Annotated in this window: 20 protein-coding genes; 13 read left to right on the top strand and 7 right to left on the bottom strand. The window is 73.8% G+C overall.

What is annotated here, in order from left to right:
- Positions 1-22: 22 nt before the first annotated feature.
- Together ACBI99_RS30405 and ACBI99_RS30400 are read right to left on the bottom strand one after the other, a co-directional pair.
- Positions 23-2,521: a DEAD/DEAH box helicase gene (locus ACBI99_RS30405; RefSeq protein ID WP_375074067.1), complete on the bottom strand. Its 2,499-nt coding sequence runs from the start codon at positions 2,519-2,521 to the stop codon at positions 23-25.
- A gap of 44 nt (positions 2,522-2,565) precedes the next feature.
- Positions 2,566-3,834, bottom strand: coding sequence for an acyltransferase (locus ACBI99_RS30400; protein WP_375074066.1), 1,269 nt, complete (start codon positions 3,832-3,834; stop codon positions 2,566-2,568).
- A 185-nt stretch (positions 3,835-4,019) separates the two neighbouring features.
- Here ACBI99_RS30400 and ACBI99_RS30395 point away from each other — a divergent pair, with 185 nt between their 5' ends.
- Positions 4,020-5,267 carry a sensor domain-containing protein gene (locus ACBI99_RS30395; protein WP_357587599.1) on the top strand — a complete coding sequence of 416 codons (1,248 nt, stop codon included), beginning with the start codon at positions 4,020-4,022 and terminating at the stop codon, positions 5,265-5,267.
- A complete protein-coding gene (locus tag ACBI99_RS30390) occupies positions 5,258-5,905 on the top strand; it encodes a response regulator transcription factor (protein ID WP_219519206.1) in 648 nt (215 codons plus the stop codon). Before ACBI99_RS30395 ends, ACBI99_RS30390 begins: the two co-directional genes overlap by 10 nt.
- A 160-nt stretch (positions 5,906-6,065) precedes the next feature.
- Here ACBI99_RS30390 and mihF read toward each other — a convergent pair whose 3' ends face one another.
- The 3 genes from mihF to ACBI99_RS30375 all read right to left on the bottom strand — a co-directional run bounded on the left by mihF (position 6,066) and on the right by ACBI99_RS30375 (position 8,218).
- Positions 6,066-6,371, bottom strand: coding sequence for an integration host factor, actinobacterial type (gene mihF / locus ACBI99_RS30385; RefSeq protein WP_049567253.1), 306 nt, complete (start codon positions 6,369-6,371; stop codon positions 6,066-6,068).
- A gap of 105 nt (positions 6,372-6,476) precedes the next feature.
- Positions 6,477-6,860 (bottom strand): heme-binding protein, encoded by a 384-nt coding sequence (locus ACBI99_RS30380; protein ID WP_375074065.1) that lies wholly within the window; start codon positions 6,858-6,860, stop codon positions 6,477-6,479.
- Between the two features lie 152 nt (positions 6,861-7,012).
- Positions 7,013-8,218: an ROK family protein gene (locus tag ACBI99_RS30375; RefSeq protein WP_357587597.1), complete on the bottom strand. Its 1,206-nt coding sequence runs from the start codon at positions 8,216-8,218 to the stop codon at positions 7,013-7,015.
- A gap of 24 nt (positions 8,219-8,242) precedes the next feature.
- Between ACBI99_RS30375 and ACBI99_RS30370 the strand changes: the two genes are divergently transcribed.
- From ACBI99_RS30370 to rbsK, 10 genes are all read left to right on the top strand, one after another.
- On the top strand, positions 8,243-9,463 hold the full coding sequence (locus ACBI99_RS30370; RefSeq protein WP_375074064.1) for an MFS transporter: 1,221 nt from the start codon (positions 8,243-8,245) through the stop codon (positions 9,461-9,463).
- Positions 9,464-9,628: 165 nt separating this feature from the next.
- The gene (locus ACBI99_RS30365; protein ID WP_219519719.1) at positions 9,629-10,699 is read left to right on the top strand and encodes a LacI family DNA-binding transcriptional regulator; all 1,071 of its coding nucleotides are present in this window, start codon (positions 9,629-9,631) and stop codon (positions 10,697-10,699) included.
- The gene (locus tag ACBI99_RS30360; protein ID WP_219519717.1) at positions 10,696-11,607 is read left to right on the top strand and encodes a carbohydrate ABC transporter permease; all 912 of its coding nucleotides are present in this window, start codon (positions 10,696-10,698) and stop codon (positions 11,605-11,607) included. The genes ACBI99_RS30365 and ACBI99_RS30360 overlap by 4 nt, the downstream gene beginning before the upstream one ends.
- Positions 11,604-12,422, top strand: a complete 819-nt coding sequence (locus tag ACBI99_RS30355) for a carbohydrate ABC transporter permease (protein ID WP_219519715.1) — start codon at positions 11,604-11,606, stop codon at positions 12,420-12,422. Before ACBI99_RS30360 ends, ACBI99_RS30355 begins: the two co-directional genes overlap by 4 nt.
- A 10-nt stretch (positions 12,423-12,432) precedes the next feature.
- Positions 12,433-13,743 carry an ABC transporter substrate-binding protein gene (locus ACBI99_RS30350; protein WP_375074063.1) on the top strand — a complete coding sequence of 437 codons (1,311 nt, stop codon included), beginning with the start codon at positions 12,433-12,435 and terminating at the stop codon, positions 13,741-13,743.
- Positions 13,740-14,738: an ADP-ribosylglycohydrolase family protein gene (locus ACBI99_RS30345; protein WP_375074062.1), complete on the top strand. Its 999-nt coding sequence runs from the start codon at positions 13,740-13,742 to the stop codon at positions 14,736-14,738. Before ACBI99_RS30350 ends, ACBI99_RS30345 begins: the two co-directional genes overlap by 4 nt.
- A 5-nt stretch (positions 14,739-14,743) precedes the next feature.
- On the top strand, positions 14,744-15,712 hold the full coding sequence (locus tag ACBI99_RS30340; RefSeq protein ID WP_357587589.1) for an ADP-ribosylglycohydrolase family protein: 969 nt from the start codon (positions 14,744-14,746) through the stop codon (positions 15,710-15,712).
- Positions 15,709-16,848, top strand: a complete 1,140-nt coding sequence (locus ACBI99_RS30335) for an ADP-ribosylglycohydrolase family protein (protein ID WP_219501974.1) — start codon at positions 15,709-15,711, stop codon at positions 16,846-16,848. Before ACBI99_RS30340 ends, ACBI99_RS30335 begins: the two co-directional genes overlap by 4 nt.
- A gap of 1 nt (position 16,849) precedes the next feature.
- Complete coding sequence (locus ACBI99_RS30330; protein ID WP_375074061.1) at positions 16,850-18,178, top strand: ADP-ribosylglycohydrolase family protein; 1,329 nt, start codon at positions 16,850-16,852, stop codon at positions 18,176-18,178.
- Positions 18,175-19,059 carry a ribokinase gene (gene rbsK / locus ACBI99_RS30325; protein WP_219501978.1) on the top strand — a complete coding sequence of 295 codons (885 nt, stop codon included), beginning with the start codon at positions 18,175-18,177 and terminating at the stop codon, positions 19,057-19,059. Before ACBI99_RS30330 ends, rbsK begins: the two co-directional genes overlap by 4 nt.
- Positions 19,060-19,111: 52 nt before the next feature.
- Here rbsK and ACBI99_RS30320 read toward each other — a convergent pair whose 3' ends face one another.
- Positions 19,112-19,717 carry a DinB family protein gene (locus ACBI99_RS30320; protein ID WP_364181831.1) on the bottom strand — a complete coding sequence of 202 codons (606 nt, stop codon included), beginning with the start codon at positions 19,715-19,717 and terminating at the stop codon, positions 19,112-19,114.
- 101 nt (positions 19,718-19,818) lie between these two features.
- Here ACBI99_RS30320 and ACBI99_RS30315 point away from each other — a divergent pair, with 101 nt between their 5' ends.
- A complete protein-coding gene (locus ACBI99_RS30315) occupies positions 19,819-20,058 on the top strand; it encodes a hypothetical protein (protein ID WP_219501980.1) in 240 nt (79 codons plus the stop codon).
- Positions 20,059-20,072: 14 nt separating this feature from the next.
- Here the strand turns inward: ACBI99_RS30315 and ACBI99_RS30310 are convergent, their stop codons facing one another.
- A complete protein-coding gene (locus ACBI99_RS30310; protein ID WP_375074060.1) occupies positions 20,073-20,762 on the bottom strand; it encodes a FadR/GntR family transcriptional regulator in 690 nt (229 codons plus the stop codon).
- Between the last annotated feature and the right edge of the window lie 125 nt (positions 20,763-20,887).

The raw sequence follows: 20,887 nt of genomic DNA, 5'->3' as shown, positions 1-20,887 counted from the left end.
TTCCGGCACACGGCTATCTCCCCTAGAGCCGGTTGAGCCCCGTCACGTGGACGACCGCGCGCCCCTCCTCGTCGGAGGCGGCCAGGTCGATCTGCGCGTCGATGCCCCAGTCTCCGTCGCCCGCCGGGTCCTTGATCGTCTGGCGCACCGTCCACAGCCCGCTCTCCTCCTCGATGCGCAGCAGCGCGGGCCCGCGCGCGTCGGCGTCGGTGAGGATCTCCTCGTGGTCGGCGTAGTAGGCGTCGAGCGCGGCCCCCCAGTCGACGTCGGGAGCCAGCTCCTCCAGCTCCTCCTCCTTCTCCAGCGCGCACAGCTCCACCAGCCGGAACATCGCGTTGCGCACCAGCACCCGGAACGCCCGGGTGTTGCCCGTCACCGGCCGCACCTTCGTCTCCAGCGCCTCGCGCTCCTCCAGCGCCAGATCCGGGTTGGCCAGCTTCTCCCACTCGTCGATCAGGCTGGAGTCGACCTGGCGGACCAGCTCGCCCAGCCACTCGATGAGGTCGGTCAGGTCCTCGGTCTTCAGGTGCTCGGGCACCGTGCGCGACAGCGTCCGGTAGGCGTCGGCCAGGTAGCGCAGCACCGTGCCCTCCGACCGGGCCAGCTCGTAGAACTGGATGTACTCGCCGAACGTCATCGCCCGCTCGAACATGTCGCGCACCACGGCCTTCGGGCTGACCGTGTAGTCGCCCACCCACGGGTGGCCGCGCCGGTAGGTCTCGTACGCGCCGAGCAGCAGGTCGTCCAGCGGCATCGGGTACATGACCTCGGCCAGCGCCTCCATGCGCTCCTCGTACTCCATGCCGTCGGCCTTCATCTGCGCGACCGCCTCGCCCCTGGCCTTCTTCAGCTGGGCCGACAGGATCTGGCGCGGGTCGTCGAGGATCGACTCCACGATCGACACCATGTCGAGCGCGTAGCTCGGCGACTCGCGGTCGAGCAGGTCGAAGGCGGCCAGCGCGAACGTCGACAGCGCCTGGTTGAGCGCGAAGTCGTCCTGGAGCTGGATCGTCAGCCGGGCCCTGCGGCCCTGCTCGTCGGGCTCGGCGAGCTGCTCGACCACGCCGCCCGCCAGCAGCGACCGGTAGATGGCGATGGCCTGGCTGATGTGCCGCCGCTGCCACTTGCGGTCCTCGTGGTTGTCGGTCAGCAGGTGCTTCATCGCCTGGAAGCAGTCGCCCGGCCGGTTGATCACCGCCAGCAGCATCGCGTTGCTCACCTTGAAGCGCGAGTTGAGCGGCTCGGGCTCGGCCTGCTGGAGCTTCTCGAACGTCTCCTCGCTCCAGCCGACGAACCCCTCCGGCGGCTTCTTGCGGGCATAGCCGCGCCGCCGCTTCGGGTCGTCGCCGATCTTGGCGAGGGCCTTGGCGTTCTCGATGTCGTGCTCGGGCGCCTGGCAGGCCACGTAGCCGATCGTGTCGAACCCGGCCCGGCCCGCCCGGCCGGCGATCTGGTGGAACTCGCGGGCGCGCAGCCGGCGCACCTTGTTGCCGTCGTACTTCGACAGCGCCGTGAACAGCACCGTGCGGATCGGCACGTTGACGCCGACGCCCAGCGTGTCGGTGCCGCAGATGACCTTGAGCAGCCCGGCCTGCGCCAGCCGCTCCACCAGCCGCCGGTACTTCGGCAGCATGCCGGCGTGGTGCACGCCGATGCCGTGGCGCACCAGCCGCGACAGCGCCCGGCCGAAGCGGGTGGTGAAGCGGAAGTCGCCGATCATCGCGGCGATGGCCTCCTTCTCCGCCTTGGAGGCCATGTTGATGCTCATCAGCGCCTGGGCCCGCTCCATCGCCGCCGCCTGCGTGAAGTGCACCACGTAGACGGGAGCCTGGCCGGTGGAGAGCATCTCCTCCAGCGACTCGTGCAGCGGCGTCATCCGGTAGGAGTAGACCAGCGGGACCGGCCGCTCGGCGTGCTTGACCACGGCCGTCGGCCGCCCGGTGCGCCGGGTCAGGTCGCGCTCGAACATCGACACGTCGCCGAGCGTCGCCGACATCAGGATGAACTGCACGTTCGGCAGCTCCAGCAGCGGCACCTGCCAGGCCCAGCCCCGGTCGGGCTCGGCGTAGAAGTGGAACTCGTCCATCACCACCTGGCCGATGTCGGCCGCCGCGCCGTCGCGCAGCGCCACGTTGGCCAGGATCTCGGCGGTGCAGCAGATGATCGGCGCGCCCGCGTTGACGCTCGCGTCGCCGGTCATCATGCCGACGTTCTCGGTGCCGAAGATCGCGCACAGGTCGAAGAACTTCTCCGACACCAGCGCCTTGATCGGCGCGGTGTAGAAGGTGCGCACGTCCCGGGTCAGGGCGGCGAAGTGGGCCCCGGCGGCCACCAGGCTCTTGCCCGAGCCGGTCGGCGTGGCCAGGATCAGGTTGCTGCCCGACACCACCTCGATCAGCGCCTCCTCCTGGGCGGGATAGAGGGTGAGCCCCCGTTCGGAGTTCCAGGACGCGAAGGCGTCGAAAATGGCGTCGGGATCGGCGTCGATCTCTTCCGGCAGGCGGTCAACGAGAAGGCTCACACCCCTATCCTGCCGAAGTTCACCGCGTGGTCGAACCGGCGCCCTCACATCCGGGTGCGCGGCCCGGTCAGGAGCAGCCCGCCGAGGACCGCGATGACGCCCAGGAACGGCACCCCGCCGGGCGCGAACCCGGCGACCGTGAGCGCCAGCAGCCCGCCGCCCGTCAGCGCCGCCGACGTGAGCGCCGTCGCCCAGGTGGCTCGCCCGTACGGCAGCGCGGGCGGCTCCTCGAACCGGGAGAACCAGCGCAGCAGCGGCCACAGCAGCAGGCACAGCGCGCCGAACCACACCGGCCATCCGGCCAGCCAGAACGCGCTGCCCGGCGTGGGCGTCTGGACCCGCATCGCCACCACGACCACGCCCGTCACCGCGAACAGCGCCGGCATGTGCCACAGGTAGGCGGTCATGATGCGCGGCCCGGCCCAGGCCAGCACCCGCGTCAGCGGCAGCCGCACGATCCACGGCCGCAGCAGCGCCGCCAGCCCCACCTGCCCGAACGAGACGGCCAGCATCGCCAGCGTGGGCGGCGCCATGTTCGACATCTCCGCGCCGGGCAGCCCGATCATGCTGCCGGGGTAGGGCCCGTACGCCACCAGGAGCGCCGCCGCGCCGAAGCCGCCCGCCGCCATGAGCACGGGCAGCCGCAGCCGGCCGCCGGCGTACAGGAAGCCGAGCTGGTGCACCGCCAGCCACACGAACACGATGTTCGCGTAGCCCAGCGCGTCCACGCCGGTCGAGAAGCGCACCACGTCGGTCAGCACCGCGGCCGCCGCCAGCACGGCCACCACCCGCCACCCGTGCGCGGCGTGCAGCCGCAGCAGGTACGGCGTCGCCGTCACCGCGATCAGGTAGACCGCCAGGAACCACAGGAGCTGCCCGGTGAGGCGAGCCCCCACCTCCAGCGGCTGCTCCGGCACGCCCAGCGTCATCAGCACGTGGGGCAGCGGCAGCCACACCGCCGCCAGCGGCAGCAGCGGCCACGCCAGCCTGCGCACCCGCGTGACGATCCACTGCGGCCCGCCGTGCGCCGCCCGCCCGAAGCTGATCGCGTTGGCCGCCCCGCCCGCGAAGAACACCAGCGGCATCACCTGGCTGATCCACGTGACCACCCACACGCCCGGCTCGGCCAGCGCGTTGCCGGTGGTCAGCCGCGCCCCGTCGTAGTCCAGGACCGGGATCGTCCAGTGCTGCAGCACGACCAGCGCCATCCCGAACACCCGCAGGATGTCGATGAACGGGTCCCTGGCCCGGCGCGGGGAACCGGTGCGCGCCGGCTGCTCGCGCAGGGCGGGCCGCTCCAGCAGGACGGTCATGGAAGCCTCGTTTCATCGGGGGTGGGGCGATGTCCCAAGGCTTCCGTCCGGGCGGCTCGCGCACATTGCCGCGAACCACCGTCTTGCGGTCGTCCCGCCACCACCCCGGGGGTGGGGCTGGCCCTACCATCGCAAGACCGGCGCACCGGTTCGAAAACGGCTTTCCGGGGCTCTAGCGTGGAGGCATGCGCTCCCTGATTCGGCGGGTCATGCTCGACACCCGCTACACCCTGGTGGGGTTCCCCACCACGCTGATCGGCTTCGCCGTCACCCTGGTCGGCCTGTCCGCCGGCGTCGGCACCGCCGTGGTGTGGATCGGCGTGCCGGTGCTCGCGGCCACCCTTTTGGCTGCCAGGGGATTCGCCGACGCGGAGCGCGGCTGGCTGTCCGACGTGCTCAAGCGGCCCCCGGTGCGGCCCCGCTACAAGCCGGCCCCGCCCGGGGCGGGCCGCTTCCGGCGGATCGTCAACCCGCTCACCAGCGGGCAGTCCTGGCTCGACCTGCTGCACTCCATCGTGAACTTCCCGCCCGCGCTGATCGCGTTCGTGCTCACCGTGGTCTGCTGGGCGCTGCCGCTGGCCGGCCTGACCTACCCGATCTACGGGCTCATCACCTCGCGCATCGAGGACAACGTGGAGCTGCCCGAGCTGCTCGGCCTGGGCGACGGCTACCTGATCAACTCGATCTTCTACGTGGCGCTGGGGCTGCTGTTCCTGCTCATCCTGCCCTTCACCGTGCGCGGGGCGGCGCTGGTGCGCGCCGGGCTCGGCCGGGCCCTGCTCACCGGCGTCGCCGAGCTGCAGGAGCGCATCGACGACCTGGCCCAGGGCCGCGCCGCCGCCGTGTCGGCCGAGGCCAACGCGCTGCGCAAGCTGGAGCGCGACATCCACGACGGGCCGCAGCAGCGCCTGGTGTCGCTGGCCATGGAGCTCTCGCGGGCCCAGCGGCAGCTGAAGAAGGACCCCGAGGCCGCCCAGGCCACGCTCACCTCCGCGATCTCCGCCACCCGCGAGACGCTCGACGAGCTGCGCGCGCTCTCGCGCGGCATCGCCCCGCCCATCCTGTCCGACCGCGGCCTGGCCCCGGCGCTCGCCGCCCTGGCCGGGCGCTCGATCGTCCCCGTCGAGCTGGACGTGCGCGCCACCGGCCGGTACGAGGCCGCGGTGGAGAACGCCGTCTACTTCGTCGTCGCCGAGACCCTCACCAACGTCGCCAAGCACAGCCAGGCGAGCGTGTGCACCATCCGCCTCACCCACACCGACGACGCCCTCGTGCTGACGATCGTGGATGATGGGGTCGGCGGCGCCCACGTCGCCAAGGGACATGGTCTCGCCGGGCTGGCCGACCGGCTCCGCGCGGTCGACGGGGAGCTGGAGGTGCACTCGCCCGACGGCGGGCCGACGGTGATAGCAGCGGAGGTACCGTGCGCGTAGTCGTGGCCGATGACGCGGTTCTGATCAGGGAGGGCCTGGTCAGGCTGCTCGAGGAGTTCGGCTGCGAGGTGGTCGCGACCGTCGGTGACGGCGACGGCCTCGTCGAGGCGGTGGCCGAGCACCGGCCCGACGTGTCGGTGGTGGACGTGCGCATGCCGCCGTCGTTCACCGACGAGGGGCTGCGCGCCGCCGTGGAGGCGCGCCGCCGGGTGCCGGGCGCGCCGGTGCTCATCCTGTCGCAGTACGTCGAGGTCTCCTACGCCGACGACCTGCTCGCCGACGCCCGGGGCGCGGTGGGCTACCTGCTGAAGGACCGGGTCGTCGACGTGGACGAGTTCATGGAGGGCCTGCGGCGGGTCGCCGCGGGCGGGACCGTGTTCGATCCGCAGGTGGTGTCGCAGTTGATGGTGCGCAGGCGCAAGGACGACCCGCTGGCCCAGCTCACACCGCGGGAGCGTGAGGTGCTCGGCCTGATGGCGGAGGGCAAGTCCAACCCCGCGATCGGCCGCCAGCTCGTGATCAGCGACGGGGCCGTGGAGAAGCACATCAGGAGCATCTTCAGCAAGCTCGGCCTCTACGCCGACGACAGCGACCAGCATCGGCGCGTGCTCGCGGTGCTGGCCTACCTGCGCAGCTGAGCGCCCGGCCCTCCCGGGGGTGGCACCGGGGAGGTCCCTGGCGGGGGCGTCGCGGATCTCTCCGGGAGGCGGCCGGTGATGCGGAGGGGTGTGCCGGTCTCCTGGAGCGTTGCCGGCCGGTCCGCGCGGCGCTGCGCGCGGACCTGGCCGCCCGGCCGGTTTAGCCGAGCGCGTCGACCAGCTTCTTGCGCTGCTGGGCGCCCAGGCCGCCGAGGCGGCGCTTCTCGTCGACGCCCGCCTCCTCCATGAGCGCGGTGGCCTTGGCCGGGCCGACGCCCTTCACGGCGCGCAGGGCCTGCGACACCTTGATCTTCTTGGCGATGTCGTCATCGCGCTCCAGCAGCTGCGAGAACGACAGCTCGCCGGTCTTGACCTTGGCGAGCAGGGCGGTGCGGGCGGCGCGAGCCTCCGCGGCCTTCTCCAGCGCGGCCTTGCGCTGCTCTGGGGTAAGAGTGGGAAGTGCCATCTGCTGTTCTCTCCTCGGGGAGTTGACGATCGGGGTTTCTGTTACCCGTAGTGCAGTGGCTAATCATGGCGGATACCAGCGGTTCGTGTTGCCCAAAGCGCCCGGTCAACGTGTCCGCCACACCGAGGCGGCCGCTTCGGCGCACGCCTGGTCCTGCTCCGGGGTGCCGCCGCTGACCCCCACGCCGCCGGCCACGCACCCGCTCCGGCCGCGGCCGGACCACAGCGGCAGACCGCCCGGAGTGCGCTCCCACTGCCCGGCTCCCGGGCCGCCCGTCCCCGACAGCTCGGCCGTCGGCCTGCGGTGGGCCGCGGCGGCGCTCGCCCGGCCGGGCGCGAGCGTGGTGCCGGCGAACCCCGCACCCGCCATACGCTGGAAAGACACCAGATGTCCGCCCGCGTCGACCACCGCCACGGAGATCGCCGAACCCTCCCGGGAAGCCTGCCGCAACGCCGCCTCGCACATGCGCAACGCGATCTCCAGATCCATCGGCCGTCCCCCTCGCGTCAGGTCACCTGCCTGCTCGACGCCTCACCGCCGCCGCCGGTGCACAGACCCGCCGGGATCGCCGTACGGATCACGTACGGGATGGTCGTTTTGAGCCTTAAAGCGTGCTTTCTAGCGATATTTCGTGGTATGCATCACACTGTGCTCCCGGGCGTGTCGCGGGCGAGCCAGCCGGCCAGGCCCTCCGGGGTCAGGAACGCGTCGAAGACCGACTCCATCGCGCCCACCAGCGAGGCGCGCCGGCCCAGCGCGGCCGGGGTGACGAGCGGCGGGCGCTCGCGGCGGATCGTCATCAGCCCGCCCGTCAGCGACTCCGCCAGCACCGCGCCGGCCTGTCCGTGCAGGTCGGCGGCCAGCCCGGAGAGCGTCACCACCTCCGGGTCGTGCGCGTTGACCAGGGCGGCCGCGCCCCGGCCGAGCGCCCGCGCGGCGGCCGCCACCGCGCGCGCCGCGGCCGGCTCGCCCGCCCGCGCCGCGGCCATCACCCGCTCGGCCTGCTCGCGGCCCCGGCCGCCGCCGTGGGCCAGGCCCATGTGACGCAGCAGCGCGTTCGCGCCCACGTCGAGCGCCCAGCAGCCCGTCGCGCCGCACGCGCACGGCAGCGAGCCACCGGTCAGCGGCATGTGGCCGAACTCGGCGCCCATCCCGCCGGCGCCCTCCAGCGGCCGGCCGCCGACGACGAGCACCCCGCCCAGGTCGAAGTCCACGTGCAGGTGCAGGCCGACGCCGACGCCGCGCAGCAGCCCGCGCCTGGCCTCGGCCAGCCCGGCCAGCGCGGTGTCGTTGCCGACCCGGACCCAGCCGGGTGGCAGCCCCAGCAGGGCGGGCACGTCGACCGCGCGCCAGCCCAGGTGCGGCACGTCCGCCCGGCCGCCGGGGCCGATCGGGCCCGCCACCGCCACGCCGGCGCCCACGGCCCGTCCGCGAAGGCGCGCCCGGTGCTCGCGCAGCGCGGCCCCCAGCGGCTCCAGCGCGCCGCGCGGGGTGCCGTCGTGGCCGCGCACCTCCAGCACGGCCGTCCGGCCGCCCAGCTCGCACGCCGCCAGCTCCCAGGCGTCCTCCCGCAGGTCGGCGGCCAGCACGACGGGACCTCGCGGATGTGGCCCCGGCACCATCGTCGGGCGGCCCCTGGCCTGCTCCGGGGCCGGCTCCTCGTGCAGCAGCGCGTCCTCGGCCAGACCGCCGACCAGCACCGACGCGGTGCCCCTGGCCAGCTCCAGATCGCGGGTGAGCCGCGACCGGGTCAGCGTGGCCCCGCCGTCGTGCACGGCGCGCAGCAGCCGCACCCGGTTGTGCGCGCGCAGCTCGCCGGTCGTCGTCGCTCCACTGTTCCCAGACATCGTGACTCTCATTATGCTCTAGACGTGAACAAAAGACGCGATGACGCTCGACGTGCCCGTATCGGGGTGTTCGGCTTCTTCTTCCTGGCGGGACTCGTCATGGGCCTGTGGGCGGCCGGGCTGCCGTCGCTGAACGACCGGCTGGACCTCGGCCCGGCCCGGCTGGGCAGCGTGCTGCTGCTCATCTCGGGCGGCGCGCTGGTGTCGATGCTCGTGGCCGGGCCGCTGGTCGACCGGTGGTCCAGCCGGGCGGTGTGCTGGTTCGCCGGGCCGGCGTCGGCCGTGGTGCTGCTCGGGCCCGCGCTCGCGCCCGACTACCTGTGGCTGGCGGTGCTGGCGGTGCTGTTCGGCCTGGGGCTGGGCGTCACCGAGGTGGCCATGAACGCCCACTCGGTCGAGGTCGAGCGGCGTTACGCGCGGCCGATCATCTCGGCGTTCCACGGCACCTGGAGCCTCGGCGGGGCGGCCGGCGGCGCGATCACCGCCCTGGTGCTGCAGGCCGGGCTGGACGCCCAGGCGCTGCTCGTCGTGGCGGGCGTGGTGGTGCCGTTCCTGTACCTGCCGGCGGCGCGGCTGCTGCTGCCCGACCCGCCCGCGCACGCCGCCGAGCAGCAGGCCGCCCGGTCCGGGTCGCCGCTGAAGTGGGGGCTGATCGCGCTGCTCGGCGTCGCCGCCTTCGCCGGGCACCTGGCCGAGGGCGCCGCGATCGACTGGGCCGCGCTGCACGCCCGCTGGGTCCTCGACGCCGACCCGGCAGCCGCGCCGCTGGCCTACACGGTCTTCGCCGTCGCCATGACCACCATCCGCCTGCTGGGCGACCCGATCCGGGCCCGCCTCGGCTCGATCCGCACCATCCAGCTTGCCGGGCTGCTCGCCACCTGCGGCTACGTGCTCGTGCTCGCCGCCCCGGCGACCGGCTCGCTCGCGCTGGCCTGCGCCTGGACCGGCTGGGCCCTGGCGGGCGTCGGCCTCGCCACCGTCGTGCCGGTGATCTTCAGCGCGGTCGGCGCCGCGGGCGGGCCCGTCGGCAAGGCGCTGTCGCTGGTGACGGCCTTCGGCTACAGCGGGCTCCTGGTCGGCCCCGCCGTGCTCGGCTACGTGGCGGAGGCGTCCTCGCTGCCGGTCGCGCTGATCGTGCCCGCCGTCCTGTCGGCCGTCGTGGCGCTCACCGGGGCCCCGTCCATCCGTTCGCTCGACCGGCTGACGCCGGCCCCCGACCCGGTGCCCGCCTCGGCCCGCGACTGACGCTCCGTAGCCGTCCGCCTGGCCCCGATTTGGGAAACAGCCCCCTGACCTGGTGTTATGGGATCGTGACTTGACCCTGCGGTTACGGGGGCTGTTTCATGTGCCAAACACCGTAAACGTTTACAGCAGGTGTCTGAAATCGTTTACGAATCTGGAAGGACAGCCTTGGCCGACGGACCCACGATCACCACGATCGCCGAGCGCGCCGGTGTCTCCATCGCCTCGGTGTCGCGGGTGCTCAACGGCCTGCCGACCAGGCAGGAGACCGTGCGCAAGGTGATGGCCGCCGCCGACGAGCTCGGCTACGTGCGCAACGCCGTGGCCCGCTCGCTCAAGTCGCGCCGCACCCACCAGGTCGCCTTCGCCATGGCCGACGTCGGCAACCCCGCCTACCTCGCCATGCTGCGGCAGATCCAGCCCGTGCTCAAGGCGGCCGGCTACCGGCTCGTGCTGCACTCCACCGACGCCGTGGCCGCCGACGAGATCGACGTGCTGCACAGCCTCGGCGAACGCTACGTCGACGGGCTCATCATGAGCCCGCTGCGCGTCACCGAACAGCACCTGCAGATGCTGCGCGCCGCCCGCGCCCCCGTCGTGATCATCGGATCGGTGCCGGAGGGCACCCCGGTCGACAACGTGCGCGCCGACTCGCGCACCGGCGTCAAGCTGGCCGTCGACCACCTGCACGCGCTCGGGCGGCGGCGCATCGGCATGGTCAACGGCCCGCTCGACACCGTGCCCGGCGCGGCCCGCGGCGCCGCCTACCGCGAGGCGCTGGAGACGCTCGGGCTGCCCTACGACGAGAACCTGGTCGAGATCGGCGACTTCTACCGCGCCGAAGGCGCCCGGGCCGTCGCCGAGCTGCTGCTCCGCGAGCCCGGGGTCGACGCGCTCATGTGCGCCAACGACCTCATCGCGCTCGGCGCGCTCGACGTGCTGCGCGCCGCCGGCCGGCGGGTGCCCGAGGACGTGGCCGTGGTCGGCATGGACGACACCGACCTGGCCGCGGCCTCCTGGCCGTCGCTGACCAGCGTCTCGCTCGGCTCGGCCGAACGCGGCAAGGCCGCGGCCGAGCTGCTGCTGGACCGGCTGCAGCACGGCGACCGCGAGCCCCGCCTGGTGACGGTCCCGCCCCGCCTGGCGGTGCGCGCCTCGACGACGGGGGAGGAGCCCTACCCGGCTTCCCGGGCGGCGGGCCGTACACGAGCTGACAAGAGGGAGGGGGGCAGGTCATGACGGCCACCGCGACGAAGCCGGCGCCGCCGGCCCGGCACGCGCGCGGCCGGCAGCGGCCGAGGCAGACCCGCGAGATGTGGGTGCTGATGCTGCCGGCGCTGGTGCCGGTGGTGCTGTTCAGCGTGGGCCCGCTGCTGTACGGGATCGGGCTGGCGTTCACCGACGCCGAGGCCGGGCGCAACCACGAGACGAGCTTCGTCGGCCTGGAGAACTTCGCCGACCTGCTCGGCGACGGCGACTTCTGGTCGTCCATGCGGATCGGCCTGATCTGGTCGGTCACCGTGACCGTGCTGCAGTTCCTCGCCTCGCTGGGGCTGGCGCTGCTGCTCAACCAGAAGCTGTTCCTGCGCGGCCTGGCCCGGGTGCTCGCCGTCGTGCCGTGGGCGATGCCGCCCGTGGTCATCGGCCTGATGTGGCGGCTCGTCTACCATCCCGACGCCGGCATCGTGAACAGCACGCTCGGCACCGACATCAACTGGCTGGCCGACTTCTCCTGGGCGCTGCCCGCCATCATCGTCATGGGCATCTGGAGCGGCATGCCGCAGACCACCGTGGTGCTGCTGGCCGGCCTGCAGAACGTGCCCAGGGAGCTGTACGAGGCCGGCGCGATGGACGGCGCGGGCACCTGGCGCAAGTTCTGGAGCATCACGCTGCCCCAGCTGCGCCCGATCATCGTCACCATCACCTCGCTCGACTTCGTGTGGAACGTCAACCAGTTCAGCCTGGTCTACGTGCTCACCCAGGGCGGGCCCGGCGGGCAGACGCGGCTGCCGATGCTGTTCGCCTACGAGGAGGCGTTCCGCTACGGCTTCTTCGGCTACGCGGCCGCGCTCGGCGTCAGCATCGTCATCGTCGTGCTCGGCCTGCTCGGCGTCTATCTGTGGCGGCAACTGAGGGAGGCGTCATGAAGAAGATCCCCCAGTACGTCGCGCTGCTGGCGTACATGGTGTTCCTGGCCTTCCCGCTGGTGTGGCTGCTGTCGACGGCGCTGAAGACGCCGCAGGAGATGGCGAGCCTCGACCCCACGTGGATCCCGCGCAGCCCGACGCTGGCCAACTTCTCCGACGCGTTCAGCGAGCAGGACCTCGTCGGGGCCGGGCTGCGCAGCCTGGTCGTGGCCCTGGCCAGCTCGGCGCTGACGGTGGCCGTGGCGCTGCCCGCCTCCTACGCGCTGGCCCGCTACCAGGGCGCGCTCAAGCGGGTCGCGCTCGGCTGGGTGCTCGTCAGCCAGGTGTTCCCGTTCATCCTGATCATCATCCCGCTGTTCATGGTGCTGCGGCAGCTCGACCTGGTGAACACCCTGCCGGGACTCGTCGTCGTGCACGTGACGTTCACGCTGCCGTTCGCGCTGTGGATGCTCCAGGGCTACGTCCGCTCGGTGCCGCGCGAGCTGGAGGAGGCCGCCTCCGTCGACGGGGCGACCCGGCTGCGCGCGATCGTCAGCGTCGTCGCGCCGCTGCTCGCGCCCGGCGTGGTGGCGACACTGCTGTTCTCGTTCATCTCCTCGTGGAACGAGTTCCTGTTCGCGCTCGTGGTCCTGAAGGACCCGGACGTGATGACGCTCCCCCTGACGCTGGTGAGGTTCACCGGCCCGGAGGGCGTGTCGAGGCTCGGCCCGCTCGCCGCGGCGTCGCTCATGGCGACGATCCCGAGCCTGATCTTTTTCGCAATCATCCAGCGCAGGCTGAGGTCAGGTCTGATGGCCGGCGCTGTGAAGGGCTAGGAGGGCTCACATGCGTATCAAATCCGCGTTGGCTGCGGCGGCGGTCGTCGCGCTGGCCGCCGGGTGCGGCGGCAGCGGCGGGGACAGCGGGTCCTCCGGCACCCCGAACGAGCCGGTCAAGCTCGACTTCCTCAGCCTCGCCTGGCAGAAGGAGTCGGTCGCGGCCAACAAGGCGCTCGTCGAGGAGTGGAACAAGGCCAACCCGAACATCCAGGTCACCTACGTCCAGGGCAGCTGGGACAACGTCAACGACCAGCTCGTCACCTCCTTCGAGGGCGGCGACGCGCCGGACGTCATCCACGACGACTCCCCGGCGCTGTCCGGCTTCGCCTCCAAGGGCTACCTGCTCGACCTGACCGGCAAGGTGCCGGCCGAGCTCAAGTCCGACATCCCGCAGGCCGCCTGGGACACCGTCACCTTCGACGACGGCAAGGGCAACCAGGGCGTCTACGGCGTGCCGTTCCTGCAGGAGTCGCAGGTCATCATCGCCAACAAGAAGCTCCTGGACGCCGCCAAGGTGCGCATCCCCACCGCCGGCGAGCCGTGGACGTGGGACGAGTTCGCCGAGGTCAGCAAGAAGCTCACCAAGGGCGACACGTTCGGCGTCGCCTGGCCGATGAAGTCGCCCGTCAACAAGACGCTCAACCTGGCGCTCAACTTCGGCGGCACCTTCTTCCAGACCGGCGCCGACGGCAAGACCACCGTCAAGGTCGGCGCGGAGGAGAAGGAAGTTCTCCAGCGCATCCACGACCAGCTCTACAAGGACAAGACGGCCGACACCTCGGCGCTCGGCATGGGCACCGCCGACCCGCTGCCCGGCTTCTTCGCCGACAAGTACGCGATGCTGCCCGTCGGCGTCTACCTGCGCCAGCAGGTCGCCGAGCAGGCGCCCGACGGCTTCGAGTGGGTGACGCTGCCGCCGCTCAAGGGCACCACCACCGAGCAGGGCGCGGTCTCCCAGACGCTGTCCATCGCCGCCGACAGCAAGCACCCGGAGGAGGCCATGAAGTTCATGGCGTTCTTCCTCAACGGCCCCAACCAGGCCAAGCTCGCCAAGGGCGACTGGCTGCTGCCGACCTCGCAGAAGGCCGCCGCCGACCCCGCCATCACCACCGAGGAGAACGGCTGGGACGTGGCCACCGCCTCCGCCAAGAGCCTCGTCGTCGCGCCGTTCCTCAAGGTGAACGGGTTCGACGAGTGGAAGAGCAAGGTCGCCACGCCGGTGCTGCAGGAGTTCTTCGCCAACAAGATCACCCTGGACGAGGCGGCCAAGCGGCTCGTCGAGGAGGGCAACGAGGTGCTGGAGCGGTACCAGCGGTGACGTATCGCGACAGGGCCCGGGGGTGTCTGCTCGGCCTGGCGGCCGGCGACGCCCTCGGGGCGCCCGCCGAGAACCTGACCCCCGCCGAGATCCGCCGCCGCTGGGGGCGGCTCACCGAGATCGAGGGCGGCGGCACCGACGACACCGAGTACGCCATCTTCGCCGCGTCGCTGCTGGTGGCGCACGGGCACGACCTGACCCCGGCCGACGTGGCCGCCGCCTACCGGGAGCGGATCATCCCGCTGGTGACCGGGCCGATGCGCGGCGCCGGGTTCTCCGAGCTCGGCACCATCGAGGCGCTGCGCCGCGGGCTGGAGCCGCCGCTGACCGGGATGGTGCACCAGCACGGCTGGTCCGACGGGCTGGCCATGCGGGCCGCGCCGTACGGGATCTTCTGTCCCGGCGACCCGGCGGAGGCGGCGCGGCTGGTCGAACAGGACGGCCTCGTCAGCCAGTCGGGCGAGGGCATTCTCGGCGGCCGCGCGGTCGCCGGGGCGGTCGCCGCCGCCATGGGCGGCGCCGCGCCGGGCGACGCGGTCGGCGCGGCGCTCGCGGTGGTGCCCGCCGATTCCTGGACGGCGCGGGCGATCGGCCGCGCTGTCGCGGTGCTGGAACGGTCCGGCCCGCCGACCCCGGACGGCGACGACGGGCCGCTGGTCGAGGCGCTGCACGAGGCCGTCGTCGTCCGCCACTACCCGTGGACCGACGTGGCGCCGGAGGCCGTCGCGCTGGCGCTGGCCGCCTACCTGGCGGGCGGCGGCCGGGTGGAGGCGTCGGTGACGTTCGGGGTCTCCCTGGGCCGCGACGCCGACACCATCGGCGCCATCGCCGGAGCCGTCGCGGGCGCGACCTCTGGAGAGGGCGGCGTGCCCGGGCGGTGGGCGGCCCGCATCGGCCCGGTCACCGGGAAATGCCTGCCCGTCGTGGCCGGGAAGCACGTGCTGGACGTCGCCGACGAGCTGGCCGGGGCCGTGGCAGACACGAGAGGACGCTGAGGACGATGTCGGGGGACAGGATCACGGGGGCCTTCGCCGGGCTCGCCGTGGGCGACGCCGCGGGCTGGCCCGCGAGCAGGCACCGGGCGGCGCTGCACGCGCCGTGGAGCCGGCGCCTGCACCGCGAGCTCGACGCGTTCGCCGAGGAGCACCAGGTCACCACGCTGCCGGTGCCGTTCGCGCTCAACCAGCCGATCGCGCCGCTGGCCGTCGGCCCGTCCGACGACGCCGAATGGCTCGCCTGGACGGCGCTTACCATCGACCGGCCCCGCGCCGAGGCGTTCCGCGCCCTGGCCGGCCGCGACGACATCCGGACGCGCGTGTCCGTGGCCACCGCGCTGGACAACCTCGCCCGGGGCGTCGAGCCGCCCGCGAGCGGCCACGACAACCCGCACCACTTCGACGACGCCGCCGCCGTCCGGGCGGTCGCCTTCGGCGCGCTCGGCCGCGACCCCGGCGACGACGCCCGGGTCACCAACGCGGGCGACGGCGTCCTCGGCGCGCTCGCGATGGCGGCGGCCGTGGCCGAGGCGGTCGCCACCGGCTCGGCCACCCGCGCGGTGGCCGCCGCGCTGGACGTCCTGCCCGAGGACACCGCCATCGGGCACAACGCCCGCGTGGCGCTGGCGGCGGCCCGCGCGGCGGGCGACCCGTTCGCGGCGGTGCCCGCGCTCGACGCCGCGCTGCTCGACCACGTCTACAGCTACGGGGTGGGCGCCGCGCAGACGGTGCCCGTGGCGCTGGCCCTGACCGAGGCCGCCCAGGGGGCGCTCGTCCGGGCCGTGCCGGCCGCGGCCTGCCTGGCCGCGCTCGCCGACTCCGCGCCGGCGCTGACCGGCGCGATCACCGGCGCCTGCGGGGGGTACGGTGCGATCCCGGAGGGGTGGACCGCATCGGCCCGCAGGCTGGCCGGCTGCTGCCTGCCCGAAACGGCAGGCCAGGATCTCATCGACATTGTGGAGGGACTTTCATGACGCCGCTTGACGACAGGGCGATCGGCTGCGTGGCGGGGGCGGCGGTCGGTGACGCGCTGGGCGGCGCCACCGAGGGGTGGACCCCCGAGCAGATCGTCGAACGCTACGGCGGCCAGGTCGAGGGCATCGTGCCGCCGTTCAACGAGGACTGGCGCAACGCCCGGCCCATCGCCCCGTACCACAAGGGCGACGGCCACATCACCGACGACACCCTGATGACGCACGCGCTGATCCGCGTCTACGAGAAGGTCGGCGGCCACCTCGGCGCGTACGCGATGGCCGAGCACCTGGTGCCCGAGCTCATGGGGCAGCGCCAGTGGATCCCCGAGCTGGAGGCCGAGGCGCTGCCGCTGCAGCGGATCTTCCTGGCCGAGAAGTGGATCGTGGCCCGGCTGCACTACGGGCACGTCGACCCTCGCGAGGCGGGCGTCGGCAACATCGTCAACTGCGGCGCCGCCATGTACGTCGCCCCGGTCGGCATCGTCAACGCCGCCGACCCCGACGCCGCCTACGCCGAGGCCATCGACCTGACCGGCGCCCACCAGTCCAGCTACGGCCGCGAGGCCGCCGGCGTCATGGCCGCCGCCGTCGCCGAGGCCATGCGGCCCGGCGCCACCCCCGACTCCGTCGTCGCCGCCTGCCTGCGCCTGGCCAAGGACGGCACCCGCGCCGCCATCGAGGCCGTGTGCGAGGCGGCCCGCGGCCTCGGCCACTGGGACGGCTCGTTCGCCACGCTGCGCGCCGCCATGCGCCCGTACGACACCGTCGCCGACACCTACCGCGACCAGGGCCTCGGCGCCCGCCGCCCGAGCCGCACGCACAGCATCGAGGAGCTGCCGCTGGCGCTGGCCTTCCTCGTCATCGCCAAGGGCGACTACCGCGACACCGTGCTCGGCGGCGTCAACTACGGCCGCGACGCCGACTCCATCGCCTCGATGGGCGGCGCGATCGCGGGCGCGCTCGGCGGCCTGGCCGCCGTCCCCGCCGAGTGGGTCGAGCAGGTGGGCACGGCCAGCCGCACCGACATCGTCGGGCCCGGCCGCGTCATCGCCGAGGTGGCGCGCCGCGTCCACGCCGGCGACCTGGCCCGCCGCCGCGCCCACGAGGCGGCCTTCGCCGGTCTCCTGGAGGACTGACATGATCCGGCTGACCTGGGTGCAGCCCGAGGACCTGGTGGGGCACGAGCTCCGCCAGGCCGCCGAGGACGGCCGTGACGCGAGCGCCGTCGCGGCGCGCTGGCACGCCGCCGGGGGGCACGACGCGCCGCCGCGCGCCGGCGCCTCCGAGCCCGGGGCGCAGCGGCTGCGCGGCCTGGCCGAGGAGCTGCTGGACGAGCTTGCCGCCGTCCCGTCCCCGCTCGACGAGCCCGGCGACCTGGCCGCCGTCATCGACGCCTGCCCCGGCTGGCCGGCGGCCAAGCCCGGCGCCGCCGTACCCCCGGAGCGGGTGCTGGGCGCCTGGCAGGGCCGGGCGGCGGGCTGCGTGCTCGGCAAGCCGGTGGAGAAGATCCCCCGCGCGGGCATCAGGGAGATCGCCGAGGCCACCGGCAACTGGCCGATCCGCGGCTGGTTCACCGCCGAGGGCCTGCCCGCCGACGTGGCCGCGCGCTGGCCGTGGAACCGGCGCAGCGCCGTCAACTCCCTGGCCGAGAACATCGACGGCATCCCCGAGGACGACGACCTCAACTACCCGCTGCTCGCCCTGTCCCTGCTCGAACGGCACGGGCGAGACTTCACCACCGGCGACGTGGCCAAGCTGTGGCTCGACGAGCTGCCCGCCGGGCGCACGTTCACCGCCGAGCGCGTCGCCTACCGCAACCTGCTCGCCGGGATCGAGCCGCCCGCGACCGCCACCTACCGCAACCCGTTCCGGGAGTGGATCGGCGCGCTGATCAGGGCCGACGTGTACGGGTGGGTCAACCCGGGCGACCCGGGCGCGGCGGCCGGGCTGGCCTGGCGCGACGCCCGGCTCACCCACACCGCCAACGGCGTCTACGGCGCCATGTTCGTGGCGGCCATGTGCGCCTCCTCGATGGTCGCCGGCAGCGTGGAGGAGGTCGTCGAGGCCGGGCTGTCCGTGGTGCCGCCGCGCTCCCGGCTGCACCGGGCCGTCCGCCAGGCGGTCGACGACGCCGGACGCGAGAGCGACTTCGAACGCGTCGTCGACCGGCTGCACGAGCGGCACGGCGGCCTGCACTGGGTGCACACGATCAACAACGCCGCCCTCGTCGCCGCCACGCTCGTGCACGGCCGGGGCGACTTCACCGCCACCATCGCCGGGGCGGTCGCCGGAGGCTGGGACACCGACTCGGCCGGCGCCACCGCGGGCTCCGTCGTGGGCGCGCTCAACGGCGGCGTCCCCGCCCGGTGGCGGATGCGCGACAGCCTGGCCAGCAGCCTGACCGGCTTCGACGGCATCACGCTGGAGGAGTTGGCCCGCCGCACGCAGGAGATGATGACCTCATGATCTCGGTATTCGGCAGCGCGAACATGGACCTCGTGGCGTACGTCTCCCAGGCTCCCAAACGGGGCGAGACGGTGACGGGCCGGGAGTTCCGCACCATCCCCGGCGGCAAGGGCGCCAACCAGGCCATCGCCGCCGCCCGCGCGGGAGCCCGGGTGGCCTTCCTCGGCGCGGTCGGCGACGACGCCTTCGGCGCGGAGATGCGCGACACGCTCGCCGGGGCCGGCGTGGACGTCGCCCTGCTGCGCCAGGTGTCCGGCAGGTCCGGCATCGCGCACATCGTGGTCGACGACGACGGCGGCAACTCGATCATCGTGGTGCCGGGCGCCAACGGCACCGTCGTGGGGCCGACCGAGGAGGAACGCGCCGTCATCGCCGCCTCCCAGGCGCTGCTGCTGCAGCTCGAACTGCCCATGGAGGCCGTCGTCGCCGCCGCCGGGGCCGCCCGCGAGGCCGGGGTGCCCGTCATCCTGACCCCGGCGCCGTCCCAGCCGCTGCCCGCCGCCCTGCTCGACGCGGTCACGCTGCTGCTGCCCAACGAGCACGAGGCCGCCGACATCACCGGCGCCGCCGACCCGGAGGCGGCGATGGACGCGCTGCTGCAACGGGTCGACGAGGCCGTCATCACGCTCGGCTCCGAGGGCGCCCTGTACGGCGGGCGCACGGGGGAGCGGCTGCGCGTGCCGGCCGTCAAGGTCAGGGCGGTCGACACCACGGCCGCCGGCGACACCTTCGCCGGGGCGTTCGCGGTGGCCCGCGCCGAGGGGCGGGAGGCGGCCGGCGCGCTGCGGTTCGCCTCGGCGGCGGCGGCGCTGTCGGTGCAGCGGGAGGGCGCCAGCACCTCGATGCCCACCCGCGCCGAGATCGACGCCGCCCTGGCCTGAGCTCGGCGCCCTGGCCCGGGAGGGACGCCGCCCTGGCCTGACCGCTGGCGGGTCACTGGCCGGTGCGGCCGTCGATGCGTTCGCGCAGCAGGTCGGCGTGGCCGCAGTGGCGCGCGTACTCGGCGATCTGCGCCACCAGCATGTCGCGCAGCTGCAGGTTCGCGCCGTCGGGGCCGAGGTCGGAGGCTCCCGCGTTCCAGGCGCCGAGGTCGTCGACCCCGGCCACGTACCGGTCGGTGGCCGCCGACTCGGCCCGCCACCGCCGCCAGGCGTCCGCGACGACCTCCGGGTCGGCGACCGCGCCGTTCCAGTCGCCGTCGCGGTCCTGCTCGGTGCGGTAGAGCGGGGGAGCGTCCTCGCCGGCCATCACCCGGCGCAGGTGCCGCTCACCCTCGGCCAGGTGCCGCACCAGCCCGAGCAGCGACATGGTGGACGGCGGCGCGGAGCGCCGGGCGAGCTGCTCGGCGTCCAGGTCCGCGCACTTCATCTCCAGGGTGAGCCGGTAGTGGCGCAGGTAGTCGAGCAGGATGCCGCGTTCGCCGGTGGGCGCGGCGTCGCTCTCGCGGGGGTCGTCGTCCGGGTCGACCCACATGTCGGGGTAGACGGTCGCCCGCGTCCATCGCGCGGGTACGGGTTCGCTCGCGTCCGAGGTCGTCATCCCGGCATCGTCGGCCATCCGTCCCCCGGCCGCCACCGAATAACCGGCGCCGCCGCCCGCGCCCGGGGCATCAGCCGAGGTCAGGAGGGAAGAGAGGGGGCATGAGCGACAGAACGGACGAGTTGCCGGAGGCCGTCTCCGGTCTGGGCGGGGAGAGCGACGTGGTCGCCGAGCGGTCCGGGTCGACCACGCCCAGGCTCCGCCGGCCCGTCCCCGTGGACCCGCCGGAGGCCAGGGACGAGCCCGCGGACGATGATGAGGCCGAGGGCAGGGCCGAGGGTGAGGAGCGGGACGACGACGAGGACGACGTGACCCGCCCGGACGCGGGCCCCACCGGATAGGCGCCGGGCAGCTCCTACGTCTTCCGGAGCAGGGCCAGGGTCTGGTCCAGTTCCGTCTGGAGGACGGTTTCCGCGGTGTCGGGGTCGCCCGCCTCGACGGCCTCGACCAGGCGGGCGTGCGCGTCGTCGCCGGGGTTGGCGTCGTCGTGCCGCAGCCCCAGCAGCTCCACCAGGTCGATCAGCCGCTCGCGCAGCGCGGGCGCGAACTCGGCGAAAAGACCGGTCAGCACCGGGTTGCCCGCCGCCGCGACGACGGCCGCGTGCAGGGCGATGTCGGCGTCCACGAAGGCCGCGTCGCCGCCGCCGGCCGCCGCCCGCCGGGCCGCCAGCGCCGCCCGGAGCGCCCTCACGTCGTCGTCGGTACGGCGGGCCGCCGCCAGCCGCGCGGCCCGGGTCTCGACGATCACGCGGACCTCGTACACGTCGGTGATGGCGGCGCGGCGCAGGCGGGCGGGCCAGTCCTCGGCCGGTTCGGCGGCGATGACGAAGACGCCGCTGCCCTGGCGCGGCTGGACCAGGCCGGCGCCGGTGAGGGCGCGCAGCGCCTCGCGCACGGTGGAGCGGCCGACGCCGAGGGTCTGGGCCAGCGCGTTCTCGCTGGGCAGGCGGGTGCCGACTGGCCAGTGGCCGCCGGTGATCTGCTCGCGCAGGCGGGCGGTGGCCTGCTCGACCAGCGGGCTGGGACGCAGCGCTCCGAGCGCCATCGGAATCCACCTCTCAGCTTGTCTGAGGACCTGAGTTGTGGCTATCGTACCCGGCATGACGTACCGCGGTCTCCTTCTCGGCCGCCGCGGCGGGGCCTGACCCAGGGCCGGCACCCCGCCGCGGC

Origin of the sequence: Nonomuraea sp. ATR24 (assembly GCF_041950485.1) — a bacterium.
Taxonomy (GTDB): domain Bacteria; phylum Actinomycetota; class Actinomycetes; order Streptosporangiales; family Streptosporangiaceae; genus Nonomuraea; species Nonomuraea ceibae.
The sequence above is the reverse complement of the archived record's forward strand: the minus strand, read 5'-3'. Positions and strand labels throughout refer to the sequence as shown.

Bases quoted from the DNA above. Each gene is read 5' to 3' on its own strand.
- mihF (WP_049567253.1), bottom strand. From the start codon at position 6,371: ATGGCACTTCCCACTCTTACCCCAGAGCAGCGCAAGGCCGCGCTGGAG.
- rbsK (WP_219501978.1), top strand. From the start codon at position 18,175: ATGATCTCGGTATTCGGCAGCGCGAACATGGACCTCGTGGCGTACGTC.
- ACBI99_RS30375 (WP_357587597.1), bottom strand. From the start codon at position 8,218: ATGTCTGGGAACAGTGGAGCGACGACGACCGGCGAGCTGCGCGCGCAC.
- ACBI99_RS30330 (WP_375074061.1), top strand. From the start codon at position 16,850: ATGATCCGGCTGACCTGGGTGCAGCCCGAGGACCTGGTGGGGCACGAG.
- ACBI99_RS30340 (WP_357587589.1), top strand. From the start codon at position 14,744: ATGTCGGGGGACAGGATCACGGGGGCCTTCGCCGGGCTCGCCGTGGGC.
- ACBI99_RS30350 (WP_375074063.1), top strand. From the start codon at position 12,433: ATGCGTATCAAATCCGCGTTGGCTGCGGCGGCGGTCGTCGCGCTGGCC.
- ACBI99_RS30320 (WP_364181831.1), bottom strand. From the start codon at position 19,717: ATGACGACCTCGGACGCGAGCGAACCCGTACCCGCGCGATGGACGCGG.
- ACBI99_RS30355 (WP_219519715.1), top strand. From the start codon at position 11,604: ATGAAGAAGATCCCCCAGTACGTCGCGCTGCTGGCGTACATGGTGTTC.
- ACBI99_RS30335 (WP_219501974.1), top strand. From the start codon at position 15,709: ATGACGCCGCTTGACGACAGGGCGATCGGCTGCGTGGCGGGGGCGGCG.
- ACBI99_RS30315 (WP_219501980.1), top strand. From the start codon at position 19,819: ATGAGCGACAGAACGGACGAGTTGCCGGAGGCCGTCTCCGGTCTGGGC.
- ACBI99_RS30360 (WP_219519717.1), top strand. From the start codon at position 10,696: ATGACGGCCACCGCGACGAAGCCGGCGCCGCCGGCCCGGCACGCGCGC.
- ACBI99_RS30380 (WP_375074065.1), bottom strand. From the start codon at position 6,860: ATGGATCTGGAGATCGCGTTGCGCATGTGCGAGGCGGCGTTGCGGCAG.
- ACBI99_RS30395 (WP_357587599.1), top strand. From the start codon at position 4,020: ATGCGCTCCCTGATTCGGCGGGTCATGCTCGACACCCGCTACACCCTG.
- ACBI99_RS30400 (WP_375074066.1), bottom strand. From the start codon at position 3,834: ATGACCGTCCTGCTGGAGCGGCCCGCCCTGCGCGAGCAGCCGGCGCGC.
- ACBI99_RS30310 (WP_375074060.1), bottom strand. From the start codon at position 20,762: ATGGCGCTCGGAGCGCTGCGTCCCAGCCCGCTGGTCGAGCAGGCCACC.